13 protein-coding genes, 1 tRNA gene and 1 pseudogene are annotated in these 16,120 nt (G+C 66.0%); 6 read left to right on the forward strand and 9 right to left on the reverse strand.

Annotation, left to right across the window (positions count from 1 at the left end; all coding sequences use genetic code 11):
• Positions 1-115 precede the first annotated feature (115 nt).
• Positions 116-207 (reverse strand) — tRNA-Lys (locus Ato02nite_RS47985).
• 198 nt (positions 208-405) lie between these two features.
• On the opposite strand from Ato02nite_RS47985, the gene Ato02nite_RS47990 reads away from it, so the two are divergent.
• Positions 406-564, forward strand: coding sequence for a hypothetical protein (locus tag Ato02nite_RS47990; protein WP_213013428.1), 159 nt, complete (start codon positions 406-408; stop codon positions 562-564).
• A gap of 161 nt (positions 565-725) precedes the next feature.
• Here the strand turns inward: Ato02nite_RS47990 and Ato02nite_RS47995 are convergent, their stop codons facing one another.
• The 3 genes from Ato02nite_RS47995 to Ato02nite_RS48005 all read right to left on the reverse strand — a co-directional run bounded on the left by Ato02nite_RS47995 (position 726) and on the right by Ato02nite_RS48005 (position 3,986).
• Positions 726-1,502 carry a hypothetical protein gene (locus Ato02nite_RS47995; protein WP_213013429.1) on the reverse strand — a complete coding sequence of 259 codons (777 nt, stop codon included), beginning with the start codon at positions 1,500-1,502 and terminating at the stop codon, positions 726-728.
• A 628-nt stretch (positions 1,503-2,130) separates the two neighbouring features.
• Entirely contained in the window at positions 2,131-2,583 is a 453-nt protein-coding gene (locus tag Ato02nite_RS48000) for a HEAT repeat domain-containing protein (protein WP_213013430.1), read from the reverse strand.
• Positions 2,584-2,591: 8 nt separating this feature from the next.
• Complete coding sequence (locus tag Ato02nite_RS48005; RefSeq protein ID WP_281419907.1) at positions 2,592-3,986, reverse strand: hypothetical protein; 1,395 nt, start codon at positions 3,984-3,986, stop codon at positions 2,592-2,594.
• Between the two features lie 928 nt (positions 3,987-4,914).
• On the opposite strand from Ato02nite_RS48005, the gene Ato02nite_RS48010 reads away from it, so the two are divergent.
• The 4 genes and pseudogenes from Ato02nite_RS48010 to Ato02nite_RS53145 form a co-directional block, all read left to right on the forward strand.
• The gene (locus Ato02nite_RS48010) at positions 4,915-8,328 is read left to right on the forward strand and encodes a PIN domain-containing protein (RefSeq protein WP_213013432.1); all 3,414 of its coding nucleotides are present in this window, start codon (positions 4,915-4,917) and stop codon (positions 8,326-8,328) included.
• A 285-nt stretch (positions 8,329-8,613) separates the two neighbouring features.
• The gene (locus Ato02nite_RS48015; protein ID WP_213013433.1) at positions 8,614-9,327 is read left to right on the forward strand and encodes a hypothetical protein; all 714 of its coding nucleotides are present in this window, start codon (positions 8,614-8,616) and stop codon (positions 9,325-9,327) included.
• A gap of 16 nt (positions 9,328-9,343) precedes the next feature.
• Entirely contained in the window at positions 9,344-9,922 is a 579-nt protein-coding gene (locus Ato02nite_RS48020; RefSeq protein WP_213013434.1) for an HD domain-containing protein, read from the forward strand.
• A 69-nt stretch (positions 9,923-9,991) separates the two neighbouring features.
• Positions 9,992-10,162 (forward strand): annotated as a pseudogene (locus tag Ato02nite_RS53145) (transposase); the annotation flags it as partial.
• Here the strand turns inward: Ato02nite_RS53145 and Ato02nite_RS53470 are convergent.
• From Ato02nite_RS53470 to Ato02nite_RS48050, 5 genes are read right to left on the reverse strand one after another with little or no spacing between them, the layout of a single operon-like run.
• A complete protein-coding gene (locus tag Ato02nite_RS53470; RefSeq protein ID WP_498371298.1) occupies positions 10,116-10,406 on the reverse strand; it encodes a pentapeptide repeat-containing protein in 291 nt (96 codons plus the stop codon). The pseudogene Ato02nite_RS53145 and the gene Ato02nite_RS53470 sit on opposite strands and share 47 nt — an antisense overlap.
• 18 nt (positions 10,407-10,424) lie before the next feature.
• A complete protein-coding gene (locus tag Ato02nite_RS48035) occupies positions 10,425-10,805 on the reverse strand; it encodes a hypothetical protein (RefSeq protein ID WP_213013436.1) in 381 nt (126 codons plus the stop codon).
• 54 nt (positions 10,806-10,859) lie between these two features.
• Positions 10,860-12,911, reverse strand: a complete 2,052-nt coding sequence (locus tag Ato02nite_RS48040) for a hypothetical protein (protein WP_213013437.1) — start codon at positions 12,909-12,911, stop codon at positions 10,860-10,862.
• Positions 12,908-14,125 carry a YqgE/AlgH family protein gene (locus tag Ato02nite_RS48045; RefSeq protein WP_213013438.1) on the reverse strand — a complete coding sequence of 406 codons (1,218 nt, stop codon included), beginning with the start codon at positions 14,123-14,125 and terminating at the stop codon, positions 12,908-12,910. Before Ato02nite_RS48045 ends, Ato02nite_RS48040 begins: the two co-directional genes overlap by 4 nt.
• An 8-nt stretch (positions 14,126-14,133) precedes the next feature.
• A complete protein-coding gene (locus Ato02nite_RS48050; protein ID WP_213013439.1) occupies positions 14,134-14,475 on the reverse strand; it encodes an effector-associated constant component EACC1 in 342 nt (113 codons plus the stop codon).
• Between the two features lie 737 nt (positions 14,476-15,212).
• On the opposite strand from Ato02nite_RS48050, the gene Ato02nite_RS48055 reads away from it, so the two are divergent.
• Positions 15,213-15,602 carry a hypothetical protein gene (locus Ato02nite_RS48055; RefSeq protein WP_213013440.1) on the forward strand — a complete coding sequence of 130 codons (390 nt, stop codon included), beginning with the start codon at positions 15,213-15,215 and terminating at the stop codon, positions 15,600-15,602.
• Positions 15,603-16,120: the final 518 nt, after the last annotated feature.

Here is a 16,120-nt window from a genome sequence, read left to right on the forward strand (position 1 = left end):
CCGGGCTGAGCGCAACCACCGCAACGCGGGGCTTCCGGGGGCTCGGCCCCCGGAGCAGACATGACGAGTGGGTCCGGTCCGCGCTCTCTGCGGACAGGGGACACCCACCCACTCGTGGGCCGCCGGGGACTCGAACCCCGAACCTAAGGATTAAAAGTCCGCAGGAGACGACCGATCGGATCAAGGGTTGCCGATGGAAACTGGCCCTTGACCTGCATAAACGTAATCGCCGAAGCGAGAGGTCTCGTCCTATGCGGCTCGGGGTGATCCTGGGGTGATCGTCTGTCGAAGACGGCGCCAGTCCGATGGAGTACCGAACAGTCCAGAGAAGCTATCCAGAGTCGTTCTGCATATAAGTCGGACGCTATCACGGTCGCGCGGACGGTGACGGGCGATGGAGCGAACATGCCGCTGGGCTCGACCGCTCTCGCGCGCGCCGAGTTGCCACCGGACGAGGGCGCGCCGATCGGCGGCTTCAGGGCGACGCATCGGAAGCCGTACGCCCGACCGGGCTGTGGTGCGCCGACGCTGCCGGACGGTGGCCAGCCCGCCACCGCGCGGTAAGGCGTCACTCTCGGTGGCTGAGTTGCTCGCCGGCGCACGCGACTGCGGACTCGCCTGCGCCTGGTCGCGCCTGCGCCTGGTCGCGCCGGTGACGGTGGACTGGACTGCCGTGTGCGCGTGTCGCCTGGGACGGGTGCGCGATCAGTACACTCATGCTCGTCTTATGGCGGAGTTGCGTTCTCGCTGGCGAATCCGCGCAGGAGTTCGGCCAGCTCCAGGGCGTTCCCGATCTGGGCCCTGCGGTCAGGGTGCTCGACATACCAGCGGATCGCGTACGCCAGGAATGCCGCATCGATGTGTAGTCCATCGGATGGCAGTGACAGCCGCTCGGCCGGCCGCCCCGGCGTCGCCGCGGATCGGAGCACGTCGATCGTGCCCGGATTTCGTTTCGCCGGTCGTGGTGGCCCGCCAGGCAGCAACTTGTCCCACCGGATCTCGTCGCGCCGGAGGGGACGGCGCAGGGTCAGCCCCTTCGGGCTTAGAACAATGCTCGGGCTGTTGGTCATCGACAGCACCACGATGGTGATCAAATACACCGCCACGACGACGATCATGATCATCGTGAACGCGCCGAGTTGCGCGATCCGCACCTGATCTTGATTCGGCACCCGCTCAACCGGAACGACCTGCGCGACCAGGCCCGCCGAGGTGATCATGGCCGCTGCCTGCCGCGGAGACGGCGGCGCGCTGAACCGATGTCCGGCCGGATTGCTGTCCCAGGCGGCTGGCCGGCGACGAAAGGCGCCGGTGACCAGGGCGTACGTTACGGCCGGAACGGCCGCGCTCGCCGCCGCTAAGAGTAAGTAGACCGCGATGCCGGCCGTGGTGGGCTCGATCCGGTATGTGGCAGGTCGCACCCGCAGGGAGACGGTGAGCGACAACGCGAAGGCCAGGACCACCAGCGGTGGTGCGAGCAGTCTGCGTAGGCGTGGTGGCATCGCCGGATCGTATGGCCGGGAAGATCAACGGCGTCTGGAAAATGATCAACAGCACCGCCGGCCCATCGGACACCGGACGCATTAGCAACCCAAACGCCCGGATTGCATGCGTGAACATCAGTGTTCAGCAGCGTGAACAGGTGTTCTTCATATCCCTCCCTATCTCGTTGCAGCGCGGGTCGGTACGCGTCGCTCAGATTCTCGGCGGATGATCGGCGTATCCAGGTGGGGTTGCGTCAGCCGCTGGCGTCCAAAGGCCGTAACGCACCCTGGCCACCTGAGCGGTTACGTTCCTCAAGCTCAGTGCCTCGCCACCGATAGTGCAGATGTGACTCCGTCGCGCCGAACCGGCTGGCTGGTCCTGGCCGCTGCTGTCGCCGGTGTCCTGGTGGGCCGCAGGGTCGCCGGGCGTCTCCGCGGCACTGTATGCCTCAGGGCAGTCACGTCTGCTGGCGTGGCTTAGGTGGCCATCGCAGATCCATGTGAGTTGACGCGGAAGATGTGGTGTTGCCGGACGGCCGTACCGTCGCGGCGGATCGCGCGCTCGAGCGGCGAGGCGCGGAGCTGTGTCACCCGAGTGTAGTGGGCTGTTCGCCTGCATTCTCGCTCGGCTGCTCAGCCACCCGGGTCATGCATCAGAATCGGTCAAGATTCGCGTCGCGAGCTCCCGCACATCGGGGTTCTTGCTCGTGCGCTGCAGGTCTTGCAGCTGTCCGCGTAGTTCCACTGAGGGGTGTTCGGGCACAGACTTCAGGGCCACCCGGGCGACCCCGCTGTCGGCGTCAGCCGTGAGCCCGATGACGATGTCGGTCACCGCGGGAGCGGGCAGGTGCCGCGTGGCCGCGGCTGCGGCGACGCGAACGGTCGGGTCGGGATGGCTCGCCGCGTCGGCGACGACTTTGACGGCTTCGTGCCCGAGGAGGCTGGCGAGATAGACCGCTTTGGCGGCGAGCATCGGGTCGTCCCCGCGGACCAGGGCGGCCAGGTGAGGCAGGGCCTCCGAGCCCAGCTGCTGGGCTTGGCGGTAGTCGGGTTCGTCCCGCTCGAGGGCGGCGCGAACGTCGTTCATGTCGACGGGCATCGCTGCTCCTAGATGTCGATGGTCAGGGCGCTTTGGTCCATGGTCGCACCTTCAGCCGGTGTGAGGTCCGGAGGCGGGTTGGCGATCCTGCCGGTGCCGTTGCCGGTCATCAACTGATTGTTGTTGTTCACGTGGTCGAGGCCGAGCACATGCCCGACCTCGTGGCCGAGCGTCCAGCGCGTTGCCCCAGCCGCGATCGCCGCGCCCGGCTGGCCGCCGGGATGAGCCGCGCACCCGTTCAACGGTGGGATCGTGGATCGGACGAAGAAGACCGCGATGTCGGTCGGTTGCATGCCGTCACGCTCGGCGTAGAGCTGCGCCTGCTCGGTAGTGACGAGGCCTTGGCTACAGGCGCCCACGTCGAGGTCCACGAGAGCAGGCAAGCTCCGTCGGCGGACAGATTTGATCTGTACCTTGATCCCGACGGTGTCATAGACCTCTTGCATGGCCTGCACCGCGGTGTCCAGGGGCACGTTCGGTCCCAGGTTAACCAGGGCGTTGTCCCGCTCACTGGACGAGGTCGTATAGAAGTGGTCGCGAGGGTGCAGGTAGAGCCGGTACAGCGGTGTTGTCCCGGCTTGCGGGTCGGCGAAGACATGGCAGGCGATGCCCTCGAAGGTGTAGCCGGCGGCATTGACCGCGTAATCGCGTTCGGCTTCCGAGGTGGTGTAGAAGTGGTCCTTCGACCCCGGGTGGAACAGCCGTAGTAGCGGGACCGTTCCGGCCTGCGCATCGGCGAAGACGTGACACGCGACGCCTTCGTCGATGAACCCAATAGCGGCAACCGCGTTGTCACGTTCAGCCGCTGAGGTGGTGTAGAAGTGATCACCCGCGGCCGGATGCACCAGCCGGAACAAGGGCGTGGTGTTCGGCGCCGGGGCGGCGAAGACATGGCAGGCCGTGCCCTCATCGGCGTAGTCCTGCACCAAGATCAGATGCAGGCCCACCATCGCGCCGTAGCGCTTATAGGCACGGAACAACGGCGCGCGGTCTTGCCCGGCACTGTCATAGACGTGGCAGGCGACACCTTCGTCGATGTAGCCGGCCGCGCTGATCGCGAACGTGCGCTCGGCCTGCGAGGTCGTATAGAAGTGGTCCTTCGACCCCGGGTGGAACAGCCGTAGTAGCGGGACCGTTCCGGCCTGCGCATCGGCGAAGACGTGACACGCGACGCCTTCGTCGATGAACCCAATAGCGGCAACCGCGTTGTCACGTTCAGCTGCTGAGGTGGTGTAGAAGTGATCACCCGCGGCCGGATGCACCAGCCGGAACAACGGCGTGGTCGCTGCGCTCGGGGTAGGAGTCCAGCAGGCGATACCCTCATCGAGGTAGCCGAACACTGCCACAGCGTTGTTGCGTTCTGCGGACGAGTCGGTGTAAAAGTGGTCACCAGTAGGCCTCACCAGCCGAACATATACTTCCGAATTACACCGAAAATGTCCTAAACCTCATAGTTAGACCGAAGGTGTTGAAACTCTGCGCTAACTGGCCGTTTGAAGAGCATGATGTTCTCTCGGCCGGGCGCCGCGCGAGAGCCTCGTTTTCGTTTGCAAGTTTGATGATCACGTTGGCGGAGGTCTGAACAAGGACCTCGAGGCTGGCGCAGTGCCGGTGCGGCGCGAACCGGCTTTCTGCGAGCCTTACCGCGGACGCTTCCAGGTCGGTACTCCCGCGCTCCATCTCGGCGACGCCAGGACGGCAGACGCCGCAACCACGGATTTGGAGAGGTCACGCTGACTCAGACCGGGTTATGGGCCGGCCGTATCGCGAACCGACCGGATCGTCCCCGTTTCCGTCGAACTGCGGCAAAGCTGCCGGGAAATCGTGAACCATCGGTAATACGCTTGCTACTCTTCCCGGATTGTTCGTTCGCTGTCTTGTTTCTGCAACGGCACTCAGTAGGCGAAGCGCATTGTGTCCACGACTATCTCGCGGACTAGCGGCCGATCGCACCAACGAGTTGGCCGAGCCCACCGCCTTCTACGTACCAGCCCTCGTCGGCCGCGCCGCGCTTCCCCGTACGCCGGCGCAGACCTTGAACGGCCGCAAGACGCCTCGGTCGGTGACCGGGCCAGCGGCCCACCCGAATCGCCCCTCGCCCCGGCTGCCGCCGAGCCACTCCACCGGCGCCTACAGTCGGTGCGGCGCCGCTGTCCGTCCAGATGCCGGATCGTGGGCGGGGCGACGAATTGAAGGCGAGCAACCTGCATGTCGTGGAGATTTGGCCGGCCTGCCACCCCCGACCCGGGGGCTGGCTTGCCGCCGGGCGGAAGCCCTGCCCACCCGAACAGGGGTCGCGGCCCAAGAGTTGGCCTGTGGGCGGTCGCGATCGTGGTCACCACGGCGTGCGAGGCGGTCGTCGCCGTGGTGCTCAATCTGTTCACGAGCAACGTCACCCTCAAGCTGGGCGTGCTCGTCCCCATAGCCGTGATCTGTCTGATCGGCGCCCGGCTGATCTCCCGTCATCTTGACTCGGTGGATAGCGAGCAGCAAGTGGCCCGGCAGATCGAACACGCGCGCGCCGAGGCGTCCACCACCCGCACGGTGGTGGAGGACGGCAACCGCTCCATTCTGAGCAGGATGTCGACCGCCCGGGCGTTCGACGACCAGGTGCGCATGCTCCGGCCGTGGCGCCGTGATCGGGCCATTGAGATCCGTGACTCGTGGCCGGTCGTGGAGCAGTTGGTGCAGAGCATCGTCACGGCTGATGACCGTGGCGCTGTCCTTCGGCAGTGGGGCGATCAGCCGCCGGACTGGTTCTCTCAGGCACCTGTGGAGGTGGTCTGCTGGCTGGCCGAATTGGCCTCCGATTACGGCCAGAACCCTACGGCGGCGCGACTGTTCGCCGTCGCCGTGCAGCGTGGTGCCTATCCGGCCGGCTATTGGAAGGCCCGGCAGGCGACGGCGCTGCCCGAGGAGGCCGTCGCCGAGGTCGACGAGCTCCTCGCCGGTGCGGCCGACGAGCATGTGTTTGCACATGCCTTGCTGCTCGTTCACCGCCAGAAGTGGGATCTGGCCATCGACGTCCTGGCAGGGTGGCAGACGTCGTCGAACGCGGACGAGGTGATGCGGCTGCAGCTGCTTGCGCGGCTGCATGCCCAAGCGAACAACCTAAACTTGGGGATCAAGTACGCGCTCGAGGCCGCCGACATCGAGGGTGCCAGCGGGAGGGCGCTTTACGCCGCTGAGCTGCTGCTTTACCGCGCTCAATACGGGGAGACCGTTAATCGGCTGGCCGATACCGAACAGGCCGCCGCGCTGGCGATCAAGGTGCGCAACGCCCGACGATCGTGGCACGGCGACAGCGTCGAGGCGACCGTCGTCGCGGTCACGGCGCGCACGCTCGTCGGCAAAGTGAGGCAAGCGCGGGTGCTCATCGAGTTGGCACCCGAGGGTGAGGCCTGGCCGCACGAGGCCGCTGATCCCCGGCTGCGTAGGGAGAAGGCGGAACTGCTCGCCGTGACCGGCCAGCACGACGAGGCCCGCACGTTGGCCGCCGAACTTGGCAATCCCTTCGTCGCGGCGCTCGTCGAAGCCGTGGCGCTGACCGGCACCGCCGAGAACCCGCTCGCCGCCGCGGCGTGGCAGGCCGCTTTGGACGTCGCGGAGACCGACACCGACTTCCTCATGGCGGTCCGCGGGCTGGCCCACACCGGAGGTGATCTCCCGGATCTCTCCAAGATGCAACAGCAGCACCCGCGGATGGTCGACGAAATCAAGACCATTCACCGCGCCATGGGTGCCGGCGGCGGAACCATCGAAGCCCTGCGCGCCGGCGCCACCGAACACCTGGCACTCGCGGTGTTACTCGCCGAACGATACGGGCACGACGGGAAGCACCTGCTGGCCGCTGAAGTGCTCAACGACAGCGCACACCGGTGGAGCGAACCGGGCTTGATGCTCACTTCGGCAAACCACCTGCGGGCCGCAGGAGAGCTCGAAGCAGCGACTCGGGCCGCCGAACGCGCGCTAACCATGGGAGGCCCGGAGTGGGCCGGCCAATTCGACACCCGCGCGTTGATCTTCCAAATTCACGTCGCCGACGGTCAGTGGGATCTCGCGATCGAACAGGCCCGCAACCTGGTGACGCTCGACCCCAACGCCGCAAGTGCCCGTTGGGCGCTCGTGCACGCCTTGGTCCGCCGCAATGACAGAGAGGGTGCGTGGAACGCCCTCACCCCTGACGGCGACCCTTTCGCCCCTCGTGACCGGCACGACGCCCGCACCTGGATCGGCCTGGTCGCTCGGTTCGACACCAGCACTCAGTTTGTGTCCCGCGGGCTGTCCACGATGGCTCGATGGCCGGACGACGAGCAGTTGATGGGGGTCTTCATCGCCCAGATCTTCTTCGGTCTGCAACGGCAGGAGTTGTCGACGACCGATGAGGACCTCGCCGCGCTGCACACCGCGATGTCCGATTATGCCGAGCGCTTCCCCGACAGCACGGTGTTTCGTAAGGTGACGATCTCTGAGAAGGATCCGCTCGGCTCGCTCGCGTCGACCAGCCGCGCGCGTTACGAATCTATCAGCGAGGCGGTCAAGCAGCTCGACCGCGCCAACTTGCCGCTGGGCTTTGTCGCCACCGCCTACGGCTCCTCCTACACCGAGGCATCGCTCAAACGCGGCGCAGGCTTCGTCAACGCTCATTCCCCGGCGGCAGAGGCACACGGCAGGGCCGCAGCAGAGACCGCCCTGAACGGCGCCGTCGTTATCGACATCACCGCAGCTCACACGCTGGCTCTGCTCGAACCGCAGCTGCGCTCGCAATTGCTCTCTGGCTTCGGACAGGTCCGTGCCACCGACGACGCCTACCACGACGCGATCCGGGGACAAGAGTCACTCGGCATGCGCTCGACCATGTCGACCGGCTGGGATCCCGTCGAGCAGCGCCCGACCATCACGACAATCGAGGAGGCCACCGCCGACGCACTTGCCGAGCAGTCCACGCTGGTCTGCTCGATCCTGCGTCAAGCAACACGCCGGCCATGGCCACGGTTGACGAAATTCCCCGATACCGACCAGCGATTCGAGTGGCTGTCATCGCTCGACATGGCGGCCGCTCAAGGCACCACATTCTGGTGCGACGACCATCGTCTGCGTTCAGTCGCTGCCGAAATGGGCGTCCCGACCTTCGGCACGATCGACCTCATCCGGCACCTCCAGAGCCAGGGACAGATCCCCCGTGAGCTCCGAGCAGCGGCCGAGGCGGTCCTGCTCACCAACTACTTCACCGACCTCGGATTCGACCGGGACACGTTCGATCTTGCCGCAGCAATCGACGGACAAGTGCCGCGTGGAGTGGCGTTCGCGCTGACCCGGCCCGCGACCTGGGCCGACCCGGACGCGGTGATCGAGTTCCTGCTCGCCATGCTGACGCACGCCGCGACCGCCGGACCGGAGCAGATCCAGGGCTGGGTGTCCGCGACCGCCATCGGCCTGGTCCGCATCACCGCAGACGACGACGGAGCCGGCGCCAACCTGCAAGTCCTCCTGAATCGGTGCCTGACGCAGCCGTGGATGAGCGCTGATCGGCTCCCGGCAGTGCTGAGCGGGGTACGGGCGGGAATCCGGGAACGGCCACCGGTCACTGACCCGTTCGAGGCCGTAGCCACCAGCATCTACCGCAATCTGGTCACCAAACAGGGCCACGCCTTCGCCATGTCCATGATGCTGGCCTTGGTCGCCTTGCTGCCCGAATCCGCCAAGGCGACCGTTTCGCGGGTGATTCTGACCCATCGTGACTAAGCCAACGATCGGGCGGGTGTCCAGCCGTTGTCCGGCCTGTCGCGTCGTGACGCAACTGCAGTCTCGATGGGGTGTGCCGACAAGACCCATTCCACTAAGTTGGCTTCGCTCGCACTCGGAAGCGACAAATGAAGCAGGCCCACGCCGGTGCTCGCAGAGAAATGCAGAGCAAGCCGTGTCGGAAATCCGACCGGTCGTTAGCGGGTCCTCGCCGTTATCCCCGCTGTAACAGGTTACACGGATTTATCATGCCAAGATGTATGTATGGTACAAAACGGAGTTTCAGTGACCAACATAGATATTCTCCCCGGTTCGGTGAACCACGCGCCGGCGACGGCCAGTTATGACGAGCTGCTCGCTGCCTTTGTCCGCTACACGCCGTCAGAGATCACCGCGCTGTTGGGCAGCCTGGCGGACGAGCTGCGAGCCGGGAGGTATCCGGCGGGTAAGCCCTATCGTCACGTCAACGGCTTTACCAAGATCGTGGTGGCCGAGCATCCATCGGCGCGGTTGACGCTGCACTATTGGCCGGCGGATCCAGGAGCAGCCGACGACGTGTCCCGGCCCCACGACCACCGATTCCGCTTTACCTCACTACTGCTCGGGGGCGACCAGCACTTCGACGAATTCGAGGAGACGAACAACCCCGCCGACGAACGTTGGGCCCGGTACGCCTACCGGCCGTTCATCGCCGGGCGCATCGCCGCCGTGGCACGGCGCGGCACCGTCGGCCTGAAGTGCGTCAACGTTGAGAGGCGCAACGCGATGGTGGGGCACTACACTACCTCCTCCATCGTGGTGCACCGGGCAATCACCAGCCGGCGGCAGGCGTGTGCGACATTGGTTCTGCGGGGGCCTCGAGAACGAGTCACCTCCCACGTCTACTACCGGCCATCCGACCCGGCGCCGCGCGGCGGCTTGCAGTTCGGGCGGCACCTCAGCCGCCTCGAGGTTGCCCGGCAGGTCGACCACGCGGCTTCGTTCGTGTCTGGGACATAACTGCCAGAAGGGGCCGATGACAGTGCTGTCCGAGACCTTCGACGCTGCTCTCGCCTTCGCCTCCCGCCGCCATGCGCATCAGCGCCGCCACAACACCGCCACCCCGTACGTTTCGCATCTGTTGGCGACGTGTGCGGTGGTGTTGGAGGAGGGCGGTGACGAACATTTGGGCATTGCTGCCCTCCTCCACGACGTGCTGGAGGACACCGATACCAGCCGTACCGAGCTCCGACAGCGGTTCGGCGAACAGGTTTACCGCGTCGTCGATGACTGCACCGACGCCGATGCAATGCAGCGGGCATCGCTGAGTTGGGAGGAACGCAAACGTGTCCACCTAGACCGGATGGCCGGGTTCGCCAAGGGATCGTTGCTGGTCATCGCGGCGGACAAAGTCTGCAGTCTGCAGTCCCTGATCGACGACCTGGTCCGGTTCGGCCCGGCGATGTTTGAGCGAAGTGCGCGGACCGGTCCGGAGCTTCTGCAGAACTACCGCGACGTGTCTGCGGTGCTGGAGCCAATGCTCGGCGAGCGGCCGGTCGTACGGCGCCTACGGACCCTTATCTGGCAGTGCTCCGACATGTTGGCCGGTTCGTAGCATTACACAGCGCCGGCCAGCCGTTGCGCAGAGGCCTCGAAAGACAAGCCCGATCAGCCAGATCCCCCCGTGAGTACGTTAGCCACGAAGAAGGAACTGAAGGACCTGGTCGCCAGCACCAGCAGCCGCCTGCAGCAACTGCACGGGATCGGACCGTCCGGTGCCGCCCGGCTGCTCGGCGACATCGGTGATATCACCCGGTTCGCCAGCCGCGCTCACTTCGCTTCCTGGAACGGCACATCGCCTCGTCGAATGTGGCGCCGTAGAGGTTGCAGCCGACGAAGCGGGCGGTGGACATCTCTGCGCCGGCGAAGTGGGCCATCGCCAGTTCACAGTCAACGAACGAGACGCCGATCAGGGCTCTGTGTTGATGCCTTCCAGGTTCCAGCCCTTGACCGACAGATTCGGCGACTGGCGCAGGTGACGTCGCAGTTGGTCGACAGTGCCGGGGCGGCCCAGGCTTGCCGTGCGGGCCTGGCGACACAACGACACTGTGATCTGGCTATCGACTCTGTCGCTGTCTGAGCCACTCGCTTGCGGCGTCCGCAACCATGGCGCCGATTGCCTCGTCATCGCCCTTGTCGCGGATCACGCGAGCCGGGATGTCGCCAGCAGCGCCGGCCTCCCGTAGCCACGGCTCGGCCATGGCCAAGCGGTTCTCGGCGCGGAACACGGCAATGACTCGGCGGGTCGCTAACAGTCGCGACGCGATGCGGCAGCGGGTGTTAGCGTCGCCAGTCAGCCAGAGACCGTACTCAGCGAGCGACCGCGCACCGGCGATGTAGGCGATGAGCGACCGGTCGAGGATAGCTGCGCATACGTCGTTGTCCTTGGATACGTCGCGAATCGGGCGGTCGGCAACGCTCGGCATGCTCTCAGCCATCCCGTGACGGTAAACGGCAACGTGCAACATCGCACCCGGCCACGCAGCTGAAAGCTACCCGGCAGAGACTCCTTGGTACAGCTCAGTGGCGCGATGTGCCAGCATTTCGAAGACCGGTTCGCCATCGTCGAGCGCCGCAGCGAAGGCGGCCCACGAATCGATGACGTAGCCGCCCACTGACGGAAGCGGGCGGCTGGTCAGGTACGTCGGCAGCAACACTGCGTTCTGGAACAGCCAGTGGATATAGCGCCCCTCGTCGTCCCAGTAGTCTAGTTCCCGGAACCGATGCAGCTGGTTGGCCAGTTCCTCCGCCGAGTTCCAGCGCACCATGCCCGACTCGTGGTTGAGGCTCTTGATCCTTGGGTTGTACAGCTGGCTGATGCCGAAGCCGTAGATCTGGCGCCATTGCTCCCAGAACAGGCCTTCGTCGCGTCCGCCGAGGGTGATGAGCGAACTGGTGGGGTTCTCCCGGAGTAGATAGTGCAGATACGCCCACATTGTGGTTGGGGTCAGCAACCGGTCTGCGTTGTGCCGCTGCAGGTCTTGTACGATCTTCCCTGCCTGGTCGTCTAGCTCGTACGGTGCCAGGTGCGGTAGCGCCTTGACTGCGGCCAGCGCCGTGTATAGCGACACCGGCCGGCCGTAGAAGTCGCGGGCCACTCGCCAGGGATCGGTCGGGCGTAGCAGCGCCTCGCCGTTCGGAAGTTCGACAGTATTGCTCCCTGCGGTGGTCGTCGTGCCGACAAACGCGGCTAGGGACTGGACCCGCACATGAGCTTCCGGTGCGACGTACCGGATCCACCGGATCAGGTCTGCCTCGAAGGACCGTCGCGGTTCCTCGGCGACCGAGATGCTCAGGTCTTCGAGGGCAACGACGACGCGGGCGCGCCGCGTAGCGAGCGCGCCGGCCGCGAACGCCTGCACCATGTGAATCACCGAGGTGCGCCGGCGCAGCCGGACCGGCCAGAAGACGACGGCGGGCTGGACGTCCTGCGGACCGGGCTCCGCCCATTCCACTCGCCAGGCGAAGCGGCGTTCCATCTCACGCAGCAGGCCGGGCGGGTCGGCCGGCGGCTCGCTGTCCGGTTGGGACACGAACAACCGCTCCCATGCCGGATGGCGCACCTGGACGTTGCGGGTCGGTTCGCTCGGCACAGCCACACCGAGCCGGCGGGCTAGCGCGGGCAGTAGGCGGGAGTTGTCGACCGGGAATATGTGACTTACCGGAATGCGTTCGTCTAGAGCCGGTGGTGCTGCCAGGCCGTGCGACACCCAGATCACCGGTACGGGGTCGGGTATGGCCTCGATCGCAGCGCGAACGGTCCCGGACCGGTCACCCACGCCGAGCACACACACCAGGTCGCCATCGAGCACTCCGGATGCCGCCACGCCGATGCGCTGCACAACAGCGTCGTCGAGGGTGTCGCTGAGCCGCACGGTCGGCGACAGCGGCAGGGGACGCCAGAAGCCGTGTAGGTGACACACGATGGTCGTGTCGGCGTGGGCGGGTTCGATGTCGCCTAGCAGGCGGCTCTCCGCGCGCCCTCCGGCTCGCCGGATCGCAATCTCTAGCAGGGGGTCGACGTTCGTCGTCAGCACGTACTGACAGAACAGGTCCGGATGACTGGCCAGCAGCGCGCCGAGGGCCCGCACCGACGGCGGCATCCGCCACGACTCCCGGTCGTTCTCCAATTCCTCACCGACCCGTAGTGTCATCGGCTGCCAGAGGCCGCGGCGACCGAGCGCCGTGGCGTACAGGTCCGGCGGACGGTACTGCTGCAGGACGGCCTGCTGGGCGATGGCGTCGAACTCGTCGCTCGACAGGAAGCCTGCTAGCACCTGCCGGTACTGCGCGTACAGGGCCGCTGGCGAGGGGTCAGCACAGTCCTCGCGGGCTTTGCGCAGCGCAAGCTGCAGGTCGCCGTCATCATTGCGCCCGTCGGCGAAGCGGTCGGCCAGCCGGATGACGTCGGACACCCGAGGAACGTGCTGGTCGTCCAACCCCGAACCGATTACCAGCGTGATGTGCTCGCCGTTCTCCTCGCACTCGACCAGCAGGCGCACCATACGAGCCTGCACATCGTCGATCGCGGGGTCCCCGGTCATGGCGCACCGTCCCTGGCGAATGTCACCCTCGGTGCGGAGACGTCGGCGACGTTGAGAATGCCGTCGTTGATTAGCTGTTCTAGTCCGCCGGGTCCCCAGCCCAGATAGCCGACAAAGATTCGCAGATCGGCCACGCAGTCGCGGACCGAGGGTTGCGCGTCGCTGAGCGGCAGTGAGCCCAGGTTGCCCTTGACCGCGGTGAACCGGATCGGCTGGTCAGCGCCGGCCCGAAGCCGCACGAGGGCGATGAACGCGTCGCGCGCTATAGGGCCGCCGTCGAAGAGTCGCTTGGGTGCGGTGATCTTCGTGCGCCAGCCGTGCAGCGCCTCAGGAAGCGGGTCGCCCGGGCGGTTGAGGCGTACACCGATCGCCCCGGTGTCGTCGTGTCGCAGCACGAGCATCCGGCCGCCGCGCAGCTCGGGGTCGGTGACCTCTTTGCTTGCCTCCAGCACCGATCCCGTAAGGTTCCGCCGCCGGATACGGATGTTGCGGGCGAGCGGGATGTCGCCGGCCCGGTTACTCAGCCGCAACTCCGGTCGCTCACGGCCGCTGGCGAGTAGGTGCCGGTCCACCTCGTCGGCGACGGTCTGAACGGTGAGCACCGGGTCGCTGAGTTCCGAGCCCATGGTCAGAAGGTCCAGCAGGGCGCCGGTGAACGCGGTGTTACGGTCCCCCGCGGGAGCGCTGGCCGGCCGGTTAGCGCCAGCTGCGAGCAGCAGGCAGGCCTGCTCGGTGTCGGAATGCGCAAGTCGGCGCAGGGCGTCGGCAGCCGACATTTCGGCCGTCCCGGCACGCCCGGCGAAGCAGCAATCGAGAATGAGGACCCGGCGCGGCGAACGGCTCAGCCGGGTGGCATCGCGCAGCGTGGCGTACGCCAGTGCTTGCTCGTCCGGGTGCTGGGGGTCCGTGCCTGGCAGGCCTAGGATGAGATCGCCGCCGTGGATCAGGCCGTGCCCGGCGTAGTAGAAGAGCAGAAGGCCGTCCGTTCCGGCAGCGCCCGCGGCCTCGCGTAAGGTCTCGTAGACCGCGACCCGGTCCGTCGCGTCCGCGATCGTCATAACATTCGCTGGCGGCAGTCCCCAGATGTCCTCATCGGTCAGCGCCCGACGTAGGTCCTCCAGATTGGCGCGAACGGACGGCAGCGGCGTCAGCCAGCGGTAGGCCGACGAGCCGATCAGCACGGCGCGCGAGCTCGCCGGGTTCGCGACATCCATCGTCCGGATCAGCCGTTGTTCAGCCTGCGGGCAACCTCGGCTGCGGCGGCGGGGTCGGACGTCTCGATCTTTACGACTGTGCCGTCGGGACGGTCCTGGGAGACGGTGATCGCCGGAGGGTTCGGCCGGGTGCGACGCCAATTGAGAACCTGGATGATCAGATTGCCGGTGGTTAGTGTGCTGGTGATGGCGAGGGACAGGACCTCAATGTCGACTCCTTGGTGGGCCGGATCTGTGGCACGGCCGTAGCGTAGATCGCCGCCACGCTGGATCTCCGGGTCCGCTGCCATCCACTCTCGCAGGGACTCAACCTCGTCCGGATCCGCTTCCACTCGGAGCTGCAAACGCACGTTTTATCCCGTTGTCTAGGATCTGGGTCACAAAAATAATATCGAAGAGGATTGGACCTGTCACTACTTGTAATCGTCGGCTATCGGTCACCCCCAGCTTCCGATGGCTTGCCCGAGCGAACAAGAAGCCCCGGCGCAGATTTCGAAGTCGGTCTCAGCGGCGGCTCGCCCCAGTCGATCGCGTGCCAGTCGAGGACGTCCTCCGGTCCGTTCACCACCACGCCCGAAGTCACAGCGATGTCCAACTTGTCCTTCGGTTCTAGCCTCGTCGTTATCATCTCTTTCACGGGCTCACCTGATCCGCGTCAGCCTGCTTGCCGCAGCCGGCACCAGGCCCCGGTATCCGGCCAGTTATCCGAGAATCCCTGGTAGAAGAAGGGCCAGCGATTCGACTCTCGGGTTCCTGTCGCCTTTTCGGCCACCGGCGTTCGCTTCTCGGGTCGTCCTGTTCCAGCCGGGGAGTGGGGCCTTCCTCACGGTCGGCCTACCGCCACCAACAGCGGACGGACCCCGTCGGGATTTCCACGTTCTACACTCACGAGGTTCGACCGGATTAGGTGCCCTCTCTACCCCGGGAACGGCGATGCTCATCCTGGCCCGGATGCCGTGCCCGGCCGGCGCCTGCCGCTTCACAACGGCGTATCGCTGCGGAGACCGCCCGTCTGGACGGTCTGGCGCAACTGCCGCAGCAGACCGCGGCCAGCCTGCGGGAGCAGGGTGTCTTTAGCCGACTGTGGGTGGACACCCTCGAGAATCTCGTCGGGGTGGTGGAAGCACTCGGCTCAGGAGTGTTCCGCGGCGCGGTCACGGACGCCGAGCAGCGGCTACGAGGTAAAGGCAACATATTCCAGCTGAACGACACGGCCGACCTGTTCGTCGCCGCGGGCTACACGGACCTGCGGACCGTGATCGACGGGCAGCGGTGGCAGCGCTTGATCGAGTTCTGGGCGACCCGGCACGTGTTCACCCACAACGACGGGCTGGTCGACGACAAGTTCCTGAACAAAGTGCCGTCGAGTACGACCCGAGTCGGTCAGCGACTGACAATCACCGAGGAGCACTGCCGGCAAGCCATCACCGACACCGACGCCCTGTGCCGGGCACTCGGCGCACTCATCACGCCCTGAATAGGTCAACCACTCGGGCGGATGCCGGCCAGCCCCATGTTGTCGGCGAACGCGGGCCAAGTGTCCTTCGATTCGGAGGACCCATGGGCGAGGTCGCTGCGCTCCGGCGTTCCTCGCGGCGGGCGGTCCACACCGGCAGCTCAGCACGGACGAACTCTTAACGTTCTGATCGGTGATGGTGACTACCTCGTCACTGTCTTGCTTGCCGTATTGACGGCCGCTGCGGTCGACGTCCGCGTGAAGGACTCGGTGTAGGGCCAGCGGTAGGTTCAGCGCCCCCGTGGTCGGAGCGCCGTCTCTGGCTTCAGGTCGGCTGAGGGTGGTCGACCGGCGCGTTCACTCCGGCCACCCGGCTAACCCCGTGGATACCAGATTCCATCCAAGAGCTGGTTGAGTTTCTCCTGCTTTGATCAGAGGTCCCATAAAAGTGGGTACATGCGCCACAATTGAACACGTGCGAAACGTGACATGCAATACATGGCATGCGAAACGTGACGTGCGGGATGACGGTTACGTCC

It is taken from the genome of Paractinoplanes toevensis, from assembly GCF_018332695.1.
Classification (GTDB): Bacteria; Actinomycetota; Actinomycetes; order Mycobacteriales; family Micromonosporaceae; genus Actinoplanes; species Actinoplanes toevensis.